The following is a 14,824-nucleotide window of genomic DNA, read 5'->3' on the forward strand; positions in this document are numbered from 1 at the left end:
GGGCTAGCCAGTTTAAAGTTCAGGAAACAGCTTCCGCAAGATTTTCGGTGTAATGCTTTGCCCAGGTCCTGCGTAGGTGTAAGTGTGCAGGTACATGGCAGGGTTGAAGTTGAGTTCGATGCAGGTGCAGTTGGGGTCGTCCTTGCTGGCTGGCTTGGTGCGGTCGGGGATAATCAAGTCCACACCGCAAGCCCAAGCTCCCATAGCAGTCGCCATATCAGCAGCCAGTTGCTTGTAGGACTCGTCCATTTGGTCGGTCATGTCAATGGAGTCGCCACCGGTTGAGATATTGGAATTGCCACGCAGAAAGGCTTGGATGCCCTCTGGCAAAACTGTATCAGGCGTGTAACCCTGTTGCTCCAACATAAGTAGTTCGATGTCCCCCAGGTTGATGATTTCCAGCGGCGAACGGTGGTCACGCCCACGCAGGGGATCTTGATTTTTTTTGTCGACTAATTCTCGGATGGTTGACTGTCCGTCCCCTACGACATTGGCTGCGACGCGGAGCAGGACAGCCTCGCACTTGCCGTCCAGGACGAAGAAGCGGTACTCGGTCCCCACCACGAATTCCTCCACGAGCACATGGCTGTCTTCCGAAAAGGCGATGTTCAGGGCTTTTTCATAGTCCGCAAGGCTGGCTGGTTCTTGGAAGATAGAGATGCCGAGGCCGAAGTTAGTGGATTTTGGTTTGACAACAATAGCAGAGCTAGCTACCTGTCCGTAGTACCGCAGGGCATCTTTCTTGTTAGCAAATTCCGCTCCCGCAGGCACTGGAAAACCAGCCTGGTCTAGAATCTTCTTGGTCACGACCTTGTTGGCCATGGCGAGTGGAATGACGTAGTTGTCCTTGGAGGTCATATTACCATTTTTGATGTACTCGACATGGTCACCATGCCAAAGTTTGAGAAACTGGTCTTCCTCATCCAAAATCTCTACATTCAAGCCTAGCTGAATGGCGTCAAAGAGAATCATCTGGGTGGAGAGTTCCATGTTTTCATAGCCCTTAAGGGCGTAAGGGGCTGTCCAAGCATAGTCATGGAAGATTTGTCCTTGCTGCTGGCCAAATCTTTCCAAAGATCCGTCTTCAACCTGCTCTGCTATTTTTCCAGAGAGAGTCAAGCGTGGGTCTTGAAGAGTAGCCTTCACTTGAGTGATGAGCTGGCTGTAGTAGTCATCTAATCCAAAGTGGGCGACGATTTCTGTCATGGCAGTCAGGATAGGGCTGGCGTTCGCCTCTGCTGGTAGGGGAGTGTGGGGGTGACTGAGGGCGATGCGGTTGTTGAGGTCTGCCGCCTGAGCCAACTCTTCATCGACCTGGTCCATATCATCAAGCCAGAGCAGTGCCAGGGCAAAGAGGTGAGTGGTGTCTAGCGTTTCTTGGCTGATAGCCAGTGGCTCGAAGGGGTTGAGGTCGAAGTTGCGGAACTCCAGATAGGTGATGCCCTTGGTTAAGAAATCTCGGCTGGTCTTGGCACCACGGAGGCGGACAGCTGAATAAAATTCCTTTTCAGCAGACAACTGACCGCTAGCCACGGCCTGCTCGATGTCGGTCACATATTGCTCCAAAGAAGAGAAGGAGATGTGGACATCGGGGGCATTGACATAGCCGTGGTTGGAGTTGCGGATGGACCGGACGCAACCAATCTCATCTGCCAAAAATCCCTCCTCAGCCAGACTGCTAGCTCCGTAGAGGTAGGTCAAAAGCCAACGGTAGCGTAAGAAATTCTGAGCAAGCTTGAGATAGAGGGTATTTTTAAAGCTGATAAGGTCGTCATGCCCACTGACTGCAAAGAGTTGCTGGGTCAGGTCTTTACCTAGCTCAAAATTGTAGTGAATGCCTGACATGGACTGGAGTAGCTTGCCGTAGCGTTTCGCCAAGCCGATACGGTATTGGTACTCGTAGTCGCTCTCCAGCTGGGCAATCTGAATTTCATCTTCCGAAATCACAGGTGGCATGGACAGGGGCCAGAGATATTCGCTTTTGTTCATAGAGCGAACAGCGACATCCGTAATAGCTCCGAGGAAACGGCGGGCTTCCTTGGTCGAATGAGCCACTGGTGTAATCAGCTCCAACTGTGGCTCGCTGTAGTCCGTTTGGATATAGGGGTGAAAACTGCGTGAACCGAGTGTCTTGGGATGGGGAGTTTGGGCGACACGATTGTCCGAGTTGATTCGTAGGGATTCCCGTTCCAAACCAAAGGTGGCTTGGAGAATGGGACTATTTGGTGATAATTTCTGTAACATGCGGATTCCTTCACATTCAAATAAATCTGATTTAATTTTATCTAGTTTGGAGATGAAATACAAATTTCTGCTACGGAGATGGGAATTAAAAGATTCGATTGTTCATAATTTCCCTGTTTTTCTTAAAATTTGCTAGATTTAAGCTATTTTTTTGGAAAAAATAGTAGTATTTAGCTACATTAAGGAGGTGCTCTATGTTTGTATTCGCTTTTCCAGGTATGGGAAAAACTACGTTAGCAAAATATAATTCGAAAATTGTAGATTTAGAGATGTCTGATATTAAGTATGATAATTCATATGTTAGTCATTTAACGAAGGAGGAACGTAAGTCCGTACCTCGGCCGATTAAAGATAAACACTATAAACAGATTTATATTCAAAAAGCTTTATCTTTGCATAGAGAAGGAAAAACTGTGCTGGTTGCCTTGAATTTTTTGTTTAGAATGTTACTAGTTGTTATTATTCGCGAGCAAGTGCCGTTTCATATCTATATTCCACATCCCTCCCTCAAAGAAGAATACCGCCAACGATATATTCATCGTGGGAACAACACACGGTTCATTTCGGAGGTTATGTTTGTTTGGTACCTCAGTTTAATTCCGCTAGTATTCTTATCAAAAGTATTTCCGCAATGGATAACTGTGACAAAACGTGGAGAAACACTTTCTGATTATGAGCTAGGAAATCAAGGAGTCACAAAATTATCTATCCGAAAAGCTTTTGCAAAGGAGCCGTCCTTGTAGTGAGGATAAATGATTGTTCATCATATTTCCTTGTGTATCTAACAGTTTTTTCACAACTTTATTGTAAATGAATAAATATCTCCATCTAATCCCTCGATTCTAGTCTCTTTGATTTTTGCTGTCAGCAAGATATAAAGTGGCCATTTTCATTAGCATCTCTCTATTATGTAGGCATATGACTAATTTTCAAAACAATATTTTATGAAAATGAATGAAAATTCACAAATTCCTTGAAAAAAAACTGATAAAGCGTTATCATAATATGGTACATAAATGGAGGAATAATATGACACACATTACATTTGATTATTCAAAAGTATTGGGACAATTTGTTGCCCCTCAAGAAATTGATTTTTTGCAAAGTCAGGTAACGGCTCTGGATGCTGATTTGCGTAAAGGGACTGGTGCTGGTGCAGAAATGCTCGGTTGGCTTGATTTGCCAGAAAACTATGACAAGGAAGAATTTGCTCGTATCAAGGATGCTGCGGCGAAAATTCAAGCAGACAGTGATGTCTTGGTGGTCATCGGTATCGGTGGTTCCTATCTTGGTGCCAAAGCTGCCATTGACTTCTTAAACACATCATTTGTGAACTTGCAGACCAAGGAAGAACGTAAGGCTCCACAAATCTTGTATGCTGGAAACTCTATCTCATCTAGCTACTTGGCAGATTTGGTAGACTATGTGGCTGATAAGGACTTCTCAGTAAACGTGATTTCCAAATCAGGAACAACAACTGAGCCGGCGATTGCTTTCCGCGTCTTTAAGGAATTACTTGTTAAGAAATATGGACAAGAAGAGGCTAACAAACGTATTTATGCAACAACTGATAAGGCGCGTGGTGCAGTAAAAGTTGAAGCTGATGCAAACGGTTGGGAAACTTTTGTTGTCCCAGATGATGTTGGCGGACGCTTCTCAGTCTTGACAGCCGTTGGTCTTTTGCCAATTGCCGCAGCAGGTGCAGACATCACAGCTTTGATGAACGGAGCCAATGCAGCTCGTAAGGACTACTCATCTGACAAGATTGCTGAAAACGCAGCCTACCAGTATGCTGTTGTCCGTAATATCCTTTACAGAAAAGGCTACGTGACAGAAATCTTGGCTAACTACGAGCCATCACTTCAATACTTCAGTGAATGGTGGAAACAGTTGGCAGGTGAGTCTGAAGGCAAGGATCAAAAAGGAATTTACCCAACTTCAGCAAACTTCTCAACAGACTTGCACTCACTTGGTCAGTTTATCCAAGAAGGCTATCGCAATCTCTTTGAAACAGTTATTCGTGTCGACAAGCCACGTAAAAATATCCTGATTCCAGAAATGGATGAGGACTTAGATGGCCTTGGTTACCTCCAAGGAAAAGATGTTGACTTTGTTAACAAGAAAGCAACAGATGGCGTACTTCTTGCTCACACAGACGGTGGTGTACCAAATATGTTTGTGACCCTTCCGCAACAAGATGAGTTCACGCTCGGTTATACTATCTATTTCTTTGAATTAGCAATTGCTTTGTCTGGCTACCTCAATGGTGTTAATCCATTTGACCAACCGGGTGTAGAAGCTTACAAGAAAAATATGTTTGCTCTTCTTGGCAAACCAGGATTTGAAGAACTAGGTGCAGAATTGAACGCACGACTATAAAAATGAACCAGCTTGGCTAACCAAGCTGGTTTTTGCGTGCCTTGACGGACTAGTAGGTGAGGTGGCTATTTAGTAATCTTGGGAGAGGAGAAAGCGGGCGACAGGTTCGTCGATAAAGATGTGGTCGACACAGCCTTTTTGAAGGAGGGCGAATAGACTTGGAGCCTTGCCTTCTCCTGTCGCTAAAATAATAATCTCCTTCATCATTTCAAGTTCTTCTAGAGTAATGCCAACCATGCGGTTGGATAGATCTGTTTGAACGGTGTCTCCTTTAAAATCATAAAAGGTAGCCAAGGCATCTCCGATGACCTGATGCTTTAAAATATCCGCCTCTTCAGCTTCTGTTACAAGACCAAGTTGTTTATAGGTAGAAGAAAGAGCAGGATTACCAATACTCACGATGGCCAAGTCTACAGACAAGGCTTTTTTATGTGCTTCTTTAATGAAGCTGGATTGGAGGAGGTCCTGTTTTTGTTGGGCGGTATCTGCAATGGCTGGGGCATAGTAGTAACTTGCCTTAGCTTGGAATTTTTCAGCTAAACGAAAACACAGGTGGTTGGAGTGGAGATGGAGTGCTTCCACATTGGCTCCCCCCATTAGGGGAACGATTGTCAGGTGAGGATAGGAAGCCGGAAGAGCCGCTTGAACACACTCGTATAGAGTTGTTCCCCAACCAATTCCGATTGAACTGAGGGAATATGCTCGGTGCTGAATAAACTCAGCCAACTCCTGACCGACATTCAATTTAGCTTGTAAATCCGTTTGGGCTTGAGGAGTGATGACCGCGGTCTGTAGATTGTACTTCTCCATCAGTTGTTGGCTTAGTTCCAGGAGAGAGGCAGATTGTGGAGCAATATGGATTTGTACAATCTTCCGATTTCTGGCTTCTTTTAAAAAAGTAGCGACTGTCGGTCGGCTGATTTGGAGTTGCTTGGCAATCTCTGTCTGGGTCCGCATTTCCTGATAATAGAGGAGGGCGGTTTGGTAAATTAACTCATCTCGATTCTTCATTTGTTAAATCCTAGCCATATTTTTATAGTTATCATATCTTAAAATTTTACATTTGTAAATAGTTGCTAAAAACTATTTTTACTGAAGGAAAAAAGAGCTATAATAACAGTGAAAAAAGAAGAAGGAGCAAAATCATGTTAACCCATTCAAAGCCATTATTTGCACAAGCAAAGTTGGAAAAATTTGCTATTCCAGCTACAAATTTTATTGATAGTTCATCTGCTCGAACCTATTGCCGAGTGGCAGAGGAACGAGGCTTGCCCTTGATTTTGGCCTTTGCTCAATCCCATAGACATTTTTTAACCTTAGAGGAGGCAGCAGCTATTGGAAAGGCGGTGGCAGAGGAAGTCAGCGTGCCGATTGTACTCCATCTAGATCATGGAGAAGATTTGGAGTACGTCGAGCGGGCTATTGAGCTCGGTTTTACCTCTGTGATGATAGATGCCTCCAGAAAGTCTTTTGAGGATAATGTAGCACTGACTAAGCAGGTGGTCGAACTGGCTCATGCCAAGGGGATTGTGGTAGAAGCAGAATTGGGCCACGTGGGCTCTAATGACCTATCAGAGTCAAGCAAGCTCACGAACTCTGTCTACACAGAAGTAGATAAAGTACTCGATTTTATAGAGGCGACTCAGGTAGATTCTCTCGCTATCTCGATTGGAACGGCTCATGGTATTTATAAGGGAGAACCAAAGATAAACTTTGAGCGTTTAGGGGAAATAGCAGAGCTGACCAGTACACCCCTGGTCTTACATGGAGGTTCTTCTTCAGGAGATGAAAATTTAGGCAGATGTGCCCGTGAAGGAATTTCCAAAATCAACATTTACTCTGATTTTCTTGTAGGAGCTCAGCAGGAGATTATTGCTCAAGGTGCTCAAGATTATGTTTCTATAAAAGAGGCAGCTGATCAAGGCATGGCTAAAGTCCTGCATCGTTACTATGATGTATTTGGAACGAAAGCAGTGGAGGTATAGAATGACAAAACCAAGAGTAAAATCCCCGTTCTTTATGTTTAACCCCAAATCTTATCTGTATGGAGAAGAGTTGCTCAAACTAGCAGAGGTGGCGGAGAAAATGGCAGAGCGTTATCCAGAGATTTCCGTATTTCTCACTTGTCCTTTTGCAGATATTTTTCCTGTCTCACAGATCACCCGGCGGGTCATCGTGACGGCCCAGCACATGGACGGTATTTGTCTGGGGCGTGGTATGGGTCATGTCTTACCGGAGTCTCTCTATGCGTCAGGGGCTAGAGCTAGTTTTATCAATCATGCAGAACGTCCCATCACATTTGAAGAGATTATCAAGGCAGTTCAACGGGCCCGTGACTTGGGAATGGTGACTGTTGTCTGCGCCAATTCGTTACAGGAGGCCAAGGCTATCGCTACCTTGGAACCAGATATTATTTTGTGTGAACCGACCGAGCTGATTGGAACTGGGCAAACAAGCGACAGTAGTTATATTACCAGCACCAATCAAGCTATCAAGGCCATTTCACCAACTACCCTCGTCATGCAGGCTGCAGGAATTTCTAGTCCAGATGATGTCAAGCGGGTATTTGAGTTGGGGGCAGATGGGACAGGTTGTACCAGCGGTATCACGGAGGCGAGAAATCCAGCGGAGATGCTGCAAGCCATGATTCAAATGACGGGACAGGCTAGATAGGAGGAAGTATGAAACTACATAAGGCTAGCTTTACAGTAGATACAGCTGAGGGCAAGGTATCCTATGTGGATATTACTCCTCAGTTGCGACAGATTGTCGAGGAAAGTGGGATTCAGAATGGACTGCTCGCTGTATTAACCCCCCACACGACATGCAGTGTTTTTTTCGAGGAATTTGTCCATGATCGAACAGAAGAGGGAGATGAATTTCTTCAGGTGGATTTGAACCATGTGCTAGAAAAGATTATTCCAAACCACACTGATGCTTCTACCTACCTCTATCCAGGTGAGGAACATTATCGCGAGGTAGAGTCTTGGTCAAATGCCTCTGTGTATTTGCCAGGCGGTGACCGCAGGGCCTTGTGGAATGGCGATGCTCACTTAAAAGCCACCCTGATTGGTTCTAACCAATTGGTTGATGTGACAGGTGGAGATCTAGGTGTCGGATCGACAGGATATTACTACTTTGCTGATTTTGACCAAACACGCGCACGCACACGGACCTGTCAAGTAACGGTTTGGGGGATTTAGGCAAGCTTCTTTTTGATTCTATGCTACAATAGTAGGTATGGAACAAACTATAGATACAAAAAAAGAGTACTTTGTCGTCGGTGATGTGCACGGGAAATATTCCCTACTATCCGACTTATTGAAAAAGTGGGATTGTAATAGCCAGCAGCTAATTTTTCTTGGAGATTTGATTGATCGAGGGGAAGATTCTAAGTCTTGCTTAGAATTGGTTTGCAAACTGGTAACAGAGGAAGGCGCGCGTTGCCTTACTGGCAATCATGAGCGAATGTTCTTAGCTTGGCTAGATAATCCAGCGGAACGTTATGACCACTACCGTCGGAATGGCGGAGATACCACAATTAATTCCTTGTTAGGTCGTTCTTTAGACGCCCCTGTTGATGCATTTTTGGATGCGCAAAAGGTGCAAGAATTGTATCCTGAATTGATCGCATTTCTGAAAAAGTGTCCCTATCATCTTGAGACGGATCGCTATATCTTTGTTCATGCTGGTGTGGATTTGGAATGTGATGATTGGCGAAACACCAGCAATCACGATAAGGTTTGGCTTCGTACACCTTTTCATGAGGCCAACAATACAACCGGAAAAACCATTGTTTTTGGGCATACCCCTGTTTACAAGCTTTTCAATTCCCCCGTCAAGACCAACCAGATTTGGCAGAGTTCAGATGGGAAAATCGGGATAGATGGAGGTGCGGTCTATGGAGGAGTTTTGCACGGTATTGTCTTAGATCAATTAGGGCTGGTCATAGACTATGCGTTATCAGCCACTTCCTATCGATGATACGGATTCAAAGAGTGTTAGAGAATTTACAAGCAGAATATTTTCTAAAATCATACAAATCCGATATAATGAGACCACGAAGGAAGTATGAGTCTATGTATCAAGTGATTAAAATGTATGGAGATTTTGAGCCCTGGTGGTTTATTGACGGTTGGGAAGAAGACATTGTCAGTTTAAAAAACTTTTCTTCATATGAAGAGGCGCTCCGTTATTACCAAAAGGAATGGGTACACCTATCCGAAGAATTTTCAGAAAAAAAGAGTCAAAACGGTATGATGACGGCCTTTTGGGATCCCAAAGACCAATATTGGTGTGATGAGTGTGATGAGTACCTTCAGCACTTTCATTCCTTGATGTTGGTGGAGTCCAGGGAGATCTTGCCACAAGGTTTTCGGAAAAAAGAGAGGCTTTCTCGTGTCCGCCCTTGTCAACTTAGAAACAAAGAAAAGCTCGGTTAGTCCGAGCTTTTTGCTGTCTTAAAATGGATACTCATGGTCCGGCTATCGAGTTCCACTTGACCCCCAATAGTAACGGTGAAGAGTGGCTGAGTGTGGGCAAAATCCAAGTCATAGAGAACAGGGATAGATTTGAGAATCGGGTGTTTGTCTAAAATAGCTAGAAAAATCTCCTCAGTCATCTGTGTTTCTTTTGGAAAACGACCGAAGACAACAGCCTGCGGATTGGGATAAGCTTGTAGAAGAGCAGTCAAATGACGAGCGATAATGAGATAGTCGTCGTCTTCCGCCTCCTCTAAAAAGAGCACATACTTATCAGGTTTGGGTGCGAACTCTGTCCCAGTCAGTAGGTTGAGGGTTGAGATGTTTCCTCCGATGGCAATACCAGAGGCCTGGCCCGGGTTGTAGACTTTCCATTCAGTTGGGTAAAAGGTGCGAGGGGCGTCTGGTAAGTACCAAGCATCGCTAGACCATTCCGAACTAGGTGTCAATTCATAGGAATCTTGAGTTACAGCCTTGAGCCAGGCTTCTGTTTGGTAGTCTTGGCCTAGCACCATTTTGAAACTAGAATAAGCTGGCCCCATGTAGGTTTGTATGCCTGTCTTGGCGTAGATGGCATTGAGCAGGGCGGTCGTATCCGAATAACCACAGAAAATTTTCGGATTTTGTGCAATCAAATCAAAATCCAGATAAGGCAGCAGTTCATTGCAGTTGAAACCACCGATTGTCGTCAGAATGGCATCGACCGATTCATCCGCAAATCCTGCTTCTAAGTCCGCAACACGACTGGCAATCGGAGCGGAATCAAAGATGTCGTTTTCAAAATAGTGTTCTGAAAAGGAAATCTTGAAGCCAAGTTTCTCCAAAGTTTCCTTAGCAGCTAGATTGGCCTCGAAGCCACCGATTCTCTCAATAGAAGATGATGGGCTGACCACGCGAATGTGGTCCCCTTTTTTTAATTTTTTCATAGGAAACCTCCAAATTTTTTTCTTATTCTATCATAAAAAAGGAAAAAATCAAGCTGGTTTGCGAATAGATAGGGTGAGGAGGTTTTATGATTCAAGAAAAAGCTAGAAAAATGATTGAGCAAGCGGTAAAAGATAGGGTCAGCGATATTTATCTGGTTCCTAGAGGCGATAGTTATCAGCTTTACCATCGCATTATGGATGAACGGGAGTTTATTCAGGAATTGGCAGAAGAGGAAGTGGTTGCCATCATCAGTCATTTCAAGTTTTTGTCTGGTTTGAATGTTGGTGAAAAACGCCGTAGCCAGCAAGGTTCCTGTGATTATGACTATGGAAGTGGCGAAATTTCCCTTCGTCTATCAACTGTTGGTGACTATCGTGGTAGGGAAAGCTTGGTCATTCGCCTACTTTATGATAATGATAAAGAACTAAAATTTTGGTTTGAAGCTGCCGAGCGACTTGCAGAAGAAATCAAGGGACGGGGGCTCTACCTTTTTTCGGGTCCAGTCGGCTCTGGCAAGACCACACTTATGTACCATCTTGCCAGGCTGAAATTCCCAGATAAGCAGATATTGACCATCGAAGACCCGGTTGAGATCAAACAGGAGGATATGCTTCAGCTCCAACTTAATGAATCTATTGGAGCCACTTATGACAATCTGATAAAACTGTCCCTACGTCACAGGCCAGACCTGCTCATTATCGGAGAAATTCGGGATGCTGAAACGGCTCGGGCGGTTATTCGAGCAAGTTTAACTGGAGCGACCGTCTTTTCAACGGTACATGCCAGAAGTATTTCGGGTGTCTATGCCCGTATGTTAGAATTGGGAATCAGTCCAGAAGAGTTAAATAGTGCTCTTCAAGGCATTGCCTATCAACGTTTGATTGGGGGAGGAGGTGTTGTTGATTTTGCAAGTGGAAACTACCAAGACCATTCCCCAGAAAAGTGGAATGAACAAATTGATCGCCTTTTTGCAGCAGGACGTATCAGTCTTCGGCAGGCAGAGACAGAGAAAATTGCCCTTGGATCGCCAGCGTAAGGTGATTGAGCTGTTTAATAACCTCTTTGTTAGTGGCTTTCATTTGGGAGAGGTTGTGGATTTCCTCAAGCGTAGTCAGCTCTTGGCTGACAAATACACACAAGTCTTGTCAGATGGGCTTCTAGCGGGAAAAACCTTTTCAAGTTTGCTGGCAGATTTGCGTTTTTCAGATGCGGTGGTCACGCAGGTGGCTCTGGCAGAAGTTCATGGCAATACCAGCCTGAGTCTGAGTCATATCCAGTCCTATCTGGAAAATGTCAGCAAGGTTCGTAAGAAATTGATTGAAGTGGCGACCTATCCTGTCATCCTACTAGGATTTCTTCTCTTGATTATGCTGGGTTTGAAAAATTATCTCCTACCCCAGTTGGAGGAGGGCAATATAGCAACGGTGGTCATTAACCATCTGCCGACTATCTTTTTATCCCTATGTGGTCTTGGTTTGGCCTCTGTCTTGGCAGGACTAGTCTGGTATCGCAAAACCAACAAAATCAAGGTCTTTTCCCGCTTGGCAGCTCTGCCATTTTTCGGGAAACTCATCCAAACCTATCTGACGGGCTATTACGCTAGGGAGTGGGGAAGTTTGATAGGTCAGGGCTTGGAACTGCCGCAGATTGTAAGCTTGATGCAGGAGCAACAATCGCAGCTTTTTCGGGAGATTGGTGCAGATTTGGAGAAGTCGCTGTCCAATGGTCAGAGCTTTCATACTCATATCCAAACCTATCGCTTTTTTAAGCGAGAGTTGAGCTTAATCGTTGAATATGGGCAGGTTAAGTCCAAACTGGGTAGTGAGTTGGCTGTTTATGCGGCGGAGTGTTGGGAGGACTTTTTCTCTCGGGTCAATAGAGCCATGCAGTTAATTCAACCGTTGGTTTTTCTCTTTGTGGCCTTGATGGTCGTTCTTATCTACGTAGCCATGTTGCTACCGATTTATCAAAATATGGAGATGTAATAATGGAAAAGTTAATAAAATTGAAAGCACGCGCTTTCACTCTGGTAGAAATGTTAGTCGTTTTGGGTATTATTAGTATCCTTTTGTTACTCTTTGTTCCGAATCTTAGTAAACAAAAGGATGCCGTTGCAGATGCAGGAGGTGCGGCTGTTGTGAAGGTTGTGGAAAGCCAGGCTGAACTCTATGAGTTAAACCACAGTGGTCAGGCAACTCTCTCCCAGTTGGTTGACAGTGGAGCTATTACAGCAGAACAATCCCAATCTTACAATGAATACTATGCGAAACATACAGACAAGACTCGTCAAGTCAACCCTTGAAGCCTTTACTCTTATGGAGAGCCTTCTAACCTTGTTTGTAGTTAGTCTGTTGAGTTTTAGTCTAGCAGGATCGGTTCAGTCGGCTTTTCAGTCTGTTCAGGAAACAATTTTTTTCTGGGAGTTTGAATATATGTATAAAGAGAGCCAGCAGTTGGCTGCGAGCAACCAAGAAATATTAACCCTTGAGTTGACAGACCAAGAAATCAATAATGGTTACCAGAAACTTAAACTTCCTGCGAATATTGAGCTGGCTAAGGAGCAGGCTATTATATTTGACAAGAGTGGAGGGAATTCGTCTTTAGCAAAAGTTCAGTTTGTCACTGACAATAAGAAAATCACATATCAACTATATATAGGGAGTGGCCGTTATAAAAAAACAGAAGAATAAAGCCTACATTTTATTAGAGAGCCTGGTTGCTCTGGGCACCTTGGTGACCATTTGCAGTTTGATACTGACGGCAGTAGATCACGGGCGTCAGCAAGAAGCGGCGCTATCGCACCAGACGGACATTCTCCAAGTTGCTCAGATGGCTGTCCAAACTCAGCGGGACCAACTAACTCTGAATGGTATCACTGTCAGAGTAGAACGGACGGAAGATGGGTTGCTTGTTTATCACGAGGGACAGGAGGTGCTGGCAGTTGAAAAAAACTAAATTGGCAGCATTTACCTTGTTGGAATGTCTGGTTGCACTCATGGTTATTTCAGGGAGCCTGTTGGTATTTGATGGGCTGACCAAGGTCTTAACCCAGGAAAGTCAGTGGCAGGTTACGACTGTTGACAAGGATTGGCAGCTTTTTTCTCAGCAGTTACGGGCGGAATGGCAGAGCTGTCACTTGGTAAGAGTGGAGAACAACAGGCTCTACTTAGACAAACAAGGGCAGGCTTTGGCCTTCGGCAAGTCCAAGTCAGACGATTTCCGCAAGACCAATGACAAGGGGCAGGGCTACCAACCCATGCTCTATCGAGTGGCAGAAGCTAGTTTTTCGCAAGAAGGAAAAGTGGTACGGCTGAAGATTCGATTTACCAATGGAGAGGAGAGAAGCTTACTGTATGCTTTTGAGGAAAAAAGTTAAGGGAGGAGTCTTGCTCTACGCCCTGCTCATGCTAGCCATTTTTAGCCTACTTCTGCAATTCTATCTCAACCGACAAGCTGCCCACCAGACCAATCTTCTGGCTCAAAGAGAAGCCAGTCAGGCCTACATCATGGCTCAACTGGTGAAGGAAGGAGTTCTTGAAGAACAGCCTGCGACTCGTCAAACCGAAGAGGAAGGAACTTCGACCAACACTGACGAAGCCACTGGACCAAGGGAGTCAAGTCCGCAGTCGCCGCCGGTTCAGTTGACAGGTTCTGTCCAATTTGTACAGGGACAGGCCACCTATTCTCAAACAACTGGCTATTTGCAGGTCCAAGTTCATCTAACAACCGGTAGGGAATTTTCTTACACCTTTCCAATCCCTAGTCAAAACTAGGGATTTTTGATATGATAGGGATATGAATTTTGAAAAAATCGAACAGGCTTATGACCTGCTATTAGAAAATGTCCAGACCATACAGAACCTCTTGGGGACGAATATTTACGATGCCTTGATTGAGCAAAATGCAGCTTATCTTGCAGGAGAACATGATAACTCTGTGGTCGCAAAGAATAACCAGTCCTTGAACAATTTGCAGCTTACCAAGGAAGAGTGGCGCCGTGCCTATCAATTCCTCTTTATTAAGGCTAATCAGACAGAGCCCATGCAGTATAATCATCAGTTTACACCGGATTCGATTGGTTTTATCATGACCTTTTTACTGGATCAGTTGGTGACTGGGGATAAGATTACAGTTTTGGAAATTGGGTCAGGGACAGGGAATTTAGCCCAAACCTTGCTTAATCACAGTCAAAAAGAACTAGATTATTTAGGTATAGAGATTGATGACCTTCTGATTGACTTATCAGCTAGTATTGCAGATGTTATGCAGGCGGAGATTAGTTTTGCTCAGGGGGATGCGGTACGACCGCAGATTTTGAAAAAAAGCCAGGTGATTATCGCGGATTTACCAATTGGTTACTATCCAGATGATGCTGTTGCTAGTCGGTATCAGATGGCTAGTCAGTTAGAACATACCTACGCCCACCATTTACTTATAGAACAATCTCTCAAATATCTAGAACAGGATGGCTATGCTATTTTGCTAGCTCCCAATGATCTCTTGACCAGCCCTCAAAGTAACTTGCTGAAGGCATGGTTGCAGGACCAGGCCAGCATTGTTGGTATGATTGCCCTGCCTCCAACCCTCTTTGGTCAGCAGGCTATGGCCAAGTCCATTTTTGTCCTCCAGAAGAGAACGGAAAATCCTGTCCCAGCCTTTGTCTATCCCTTGCAGAGCGTGCAGGAAGCCAAGGTTGTTCATGACTTCATGGAGAATTTCAAAAAATGGAAGCAAGAGAATGCAATTTAAGTAAAATTCTGCTATACTAGTTAGGAAAACGCTTTAAAGGGGAA

General features: G+C 44.5%; 18 protein-coding genes. 15 read left to right on the forward strand and 3 right to left on the reverse strand.

Features of this window, described 5'->3' with window-relative positions; all coding sequences use genetic code 11:
• Positions 1-12 precede the first annotated feature (12 nt).
• Entirely contained in the window at positions 13-2,244 is a 2,232-nt protein-coding gene (gshAB, locus tag AC4CS8_RS00695; RefSeq protein ID WP_493893106.1) for a bifunctional glutamate--cysteine ligase GshA/glutathione synthetase GshB, read from the reverse strand.
• Between the two features lie 194 nt (positions 2,245-2,438).
• Between gshAB and AC4CS8_RS00700 the strand changes: the two genes are divergently transcribed.
• Together AC4CS8_RS00700 and AC4CS8_RS00705 are read left to right on the forward strand one after the other, a co-directional pair.
• Positions 2,439-2,987, forward strand: a complete 549-nt coding sequence (locus AC4CS8_RS00700) for a hypothetical protein (protein ID WP_493893107.1) — start codon at positions 2,439-2,441, stop codon at positions 2,985-2,987.
• Between the two features lie 286 nt (positions 2,988-3,273).
• Positions 3,274-4,623 carry a glucose-6-phosphate isomerase gene (locus AC4CS8_RS00705; protein ID WP_493893108.1) on the forward strand — a complete coding sequence of 450 codons (1,350 nt, stop codon included), beginning with the start codon at positions 3,274-3,276 and terminating at the stop codon, positions 4,621-4,623.
• A gap of 69 nt (positions 4,624-4,692) precedes the next feature.
• On the opposite strand, the gene AC4CS8_RS00710 is transcribed toward AC4CS8_RS00705, so the two are convergent.
• The gene (locus AC4CS8_RS00710; RefSeq protein ID WP_493893109.1) at positions 4,693-5,634 is read right to left on the reverse strand and encodes a sugar-binding transcriptional regulator; all 942 of its coding nucleotides are present in this window, start codon (positions 5,632-5,634) and stop codon (positions 4,693-4,695) included.
• A gap of 134 nt (positions 5,635-5,768) precedes the next feature.
• On the opposite strand from AC4CS8_RS00710, the gene AC4CS8_RS00715 reads away from it, so the two are divergent.
• From AC4CS8_RS00715 to AC4CS8_RS00735, 5 genes are all read left to right on the forward strand, one after another.
• Entirely contained in the window at positions 5,769-6,608 is an 840-nt protein-coding gene (locus AC4CS8_RS00715; RefSeq protein ID WP_493893110.1) for a class II fructose-bisphosphate aldolase, read from the forward strand.
• Position 6,609: 1 nt separating this feature from the next.
• The gene (locus AC4CS8_RS00720; protein WP_493893111.1) at positions 6,610-7,296 is read left to right on the forward strand and encodes a triose-phosphate isomerase; all 687 of its coding nucleotides are present in this window, start codon (positions 6,610-6,612) and stop codon (positions 7,294-7,296) included.
• 8 nt (positions 7,297-7,304) lie between these two features.
• On the forward strand, positions 7,305-7,826 hold the full coding sequence (locus tag AC4CS8_RS00725) for a YjbQ family protein (protein WP_493893112.1): 522 nt from the start codon (positions 7,305-7,307) through the stop codon (positions 7,824-7,826).
• A gap of 37 nt (positions 7,827-7,863) precedes the next feature.
• Complete coding sequence (locus AC4CS8_RS00730; protein ID WP_493893113.1) at positions 7,864-8,607, forward strand: metallophosphoesterase; 744 nt, start codon at positions 7,864-7,866, stop codon at positions 8,605-8,607.
• Between the two features lie 95 nt (positions 8,608-8,702).
• Positions 8,703-9,065: a DUF1033 family protein gene (locus tag AC4CS8_RS00735; protein ID WP_493893114.1), complete on the forward strand. Its 363-nt coding sequence runs from the start codon at positions 8,703-8,705 to the stop codon at positions 9,063-9,065.
• Here the strand turns inward: AC4CS8_RS00735 and AC4CS8_RS00740 are convergent.
• The gene (locus tag AC4CS8_RS00740) at positions 9,062-10,030 is read right to left on the reverse strand and encodes a S66 family peptidase (protein ID WP_493893115.1); all 969 of its coding nucleotides are present in this window, start codon (positions 10,028-10,030) and stop codon (positions 9,062-9,064) included. The two genes, AC4CS8_RS00735 and AC4CS8_RS00740, sit on opposite strands and share 4 nt — an antisense overlap.
• An 86-nt stretch (positions 10,031-10,116) precedes the next feature.
• Here AC4CS8_RS00740 and comGA point away from each other — a divergent pair, with 86 nt between their 5' ends.
• The 8 genes from comGA to AC4CS8_RS00780 are packed head-to-tail and all read left to right on the forward strand — an operon-like array spanning position 10,117 to position 14,780.
• On the forward strand, positions 10,117-11,067 hold the full coding sequence (comGA, locus tag AC4CS8_RS00745) for a competence type IV pilus ATPase ComGA (RefSeq protein ID WP_493893116.1): 951 nt from the start codon (positions 10,117-10,119) through the stop codon (positions 11,065-11,067).
• Positions 10,979-12,016 carry a competence type IV pilus assembly protein ComGB gene (gene comGB / locus AC4CS8_RS00750; RefSeq protein ID WP_493893117.1) on the forward strand — a complete coding sequence of 346 codons (1,038 nt, stop codon included), beginning with the start codon at positions 10,979-10,981 and terminating at the stop codon, positions 12,014-12,016. The genes comGA and comGB overlap by 89 nt, the downstream gene beginning before the upstream one ends.
• A gap of 2 nt (positions 12,017-12,018) precedes the next feature.
• Positions 12,019-12,333: a competence type IV pilus major pilin ComGC gene (gene comGC, locus AC4CS8_RS00755; protein ID WP_493893118.1), complete on the forward strand. Its 315-nt coding sequence runs from the start codon at positions 12,019-12,021 to the stop codon at positions 12,331-12,333.
• On the forward strand, positions 12,293-12,721 hold the full coding sequence (gene comGD, locus AC4CS8_RS00760; protein ID WP_493893119.1) for a competence type IV pilus minor pilin ComGD: 429 nt from the start codon (positions 12,293-12,295) through the stop codon (positions 12,719-12,721). Before comGC ends, comGD begins: the two co-directional genes overlap by 41 nt.
• Positions 12,693-12,986 (forward strand): competence type IV pilus minor pilin ComGE, encoded by a 294-nt coding sequence (gene comGE, locus AC4CS8_RS00765; protein ID WP_493893120.1) that lies wholly within the window; start codon positions 12,693-12,695, stop codon positions 12,984-12,986. Before comGD ends, comGE begins: the two co-directional genes overlap by 29 nt.
• Positions 12,973-13,407, forward strand: a complete 435-nt coding sequence (comGF, locus tag AC4CS8_RS00770; RefSeq protein ID WP_493893121.1) for a competence type IV pilus minor pilin ComGF — start codon at positions 12,973-12,975, stop codon at positions 13,405-13,407. Before comGE ends, comGF begins: the two co-directional genes overlap by 14 nt.
• Positions 13,385-13,804 carry a competence type IV pilus minor pilin ComGG gene (gene comGG, locus AC4CS8_RS00775; protein WP_493893122.1) on the forward strand — a complete coding sequence of 140 codons (420 nt, stop codon included), beginning with the start codon at positions 13,385-13,387 and terminating at the stop codon, positions 13,802-13,804. Before comGF ends, comGG begins: the two co-directional genes overlap by 23 nt.
• A 22-nt stretch (positions 13,805-13,826) precedes the next feature.
• Positions 13,827-14,780 (forward strand): class I SAM-dependent methyltransferase, encoded by a 954-nt coding sequence (locus AC4CS8_RS00780; RefSeq protein ID WP_493893123.1) that lies wholly within the window; start codon positions 13,827-13,829, stop codon positions 14,778-14,780.
• Positions 14,781-14,824 lie beyond the last annotated feature (44 nt).

Source organism: Streptococcus sp. NSSLK0004, assembly GCF_059039125.1.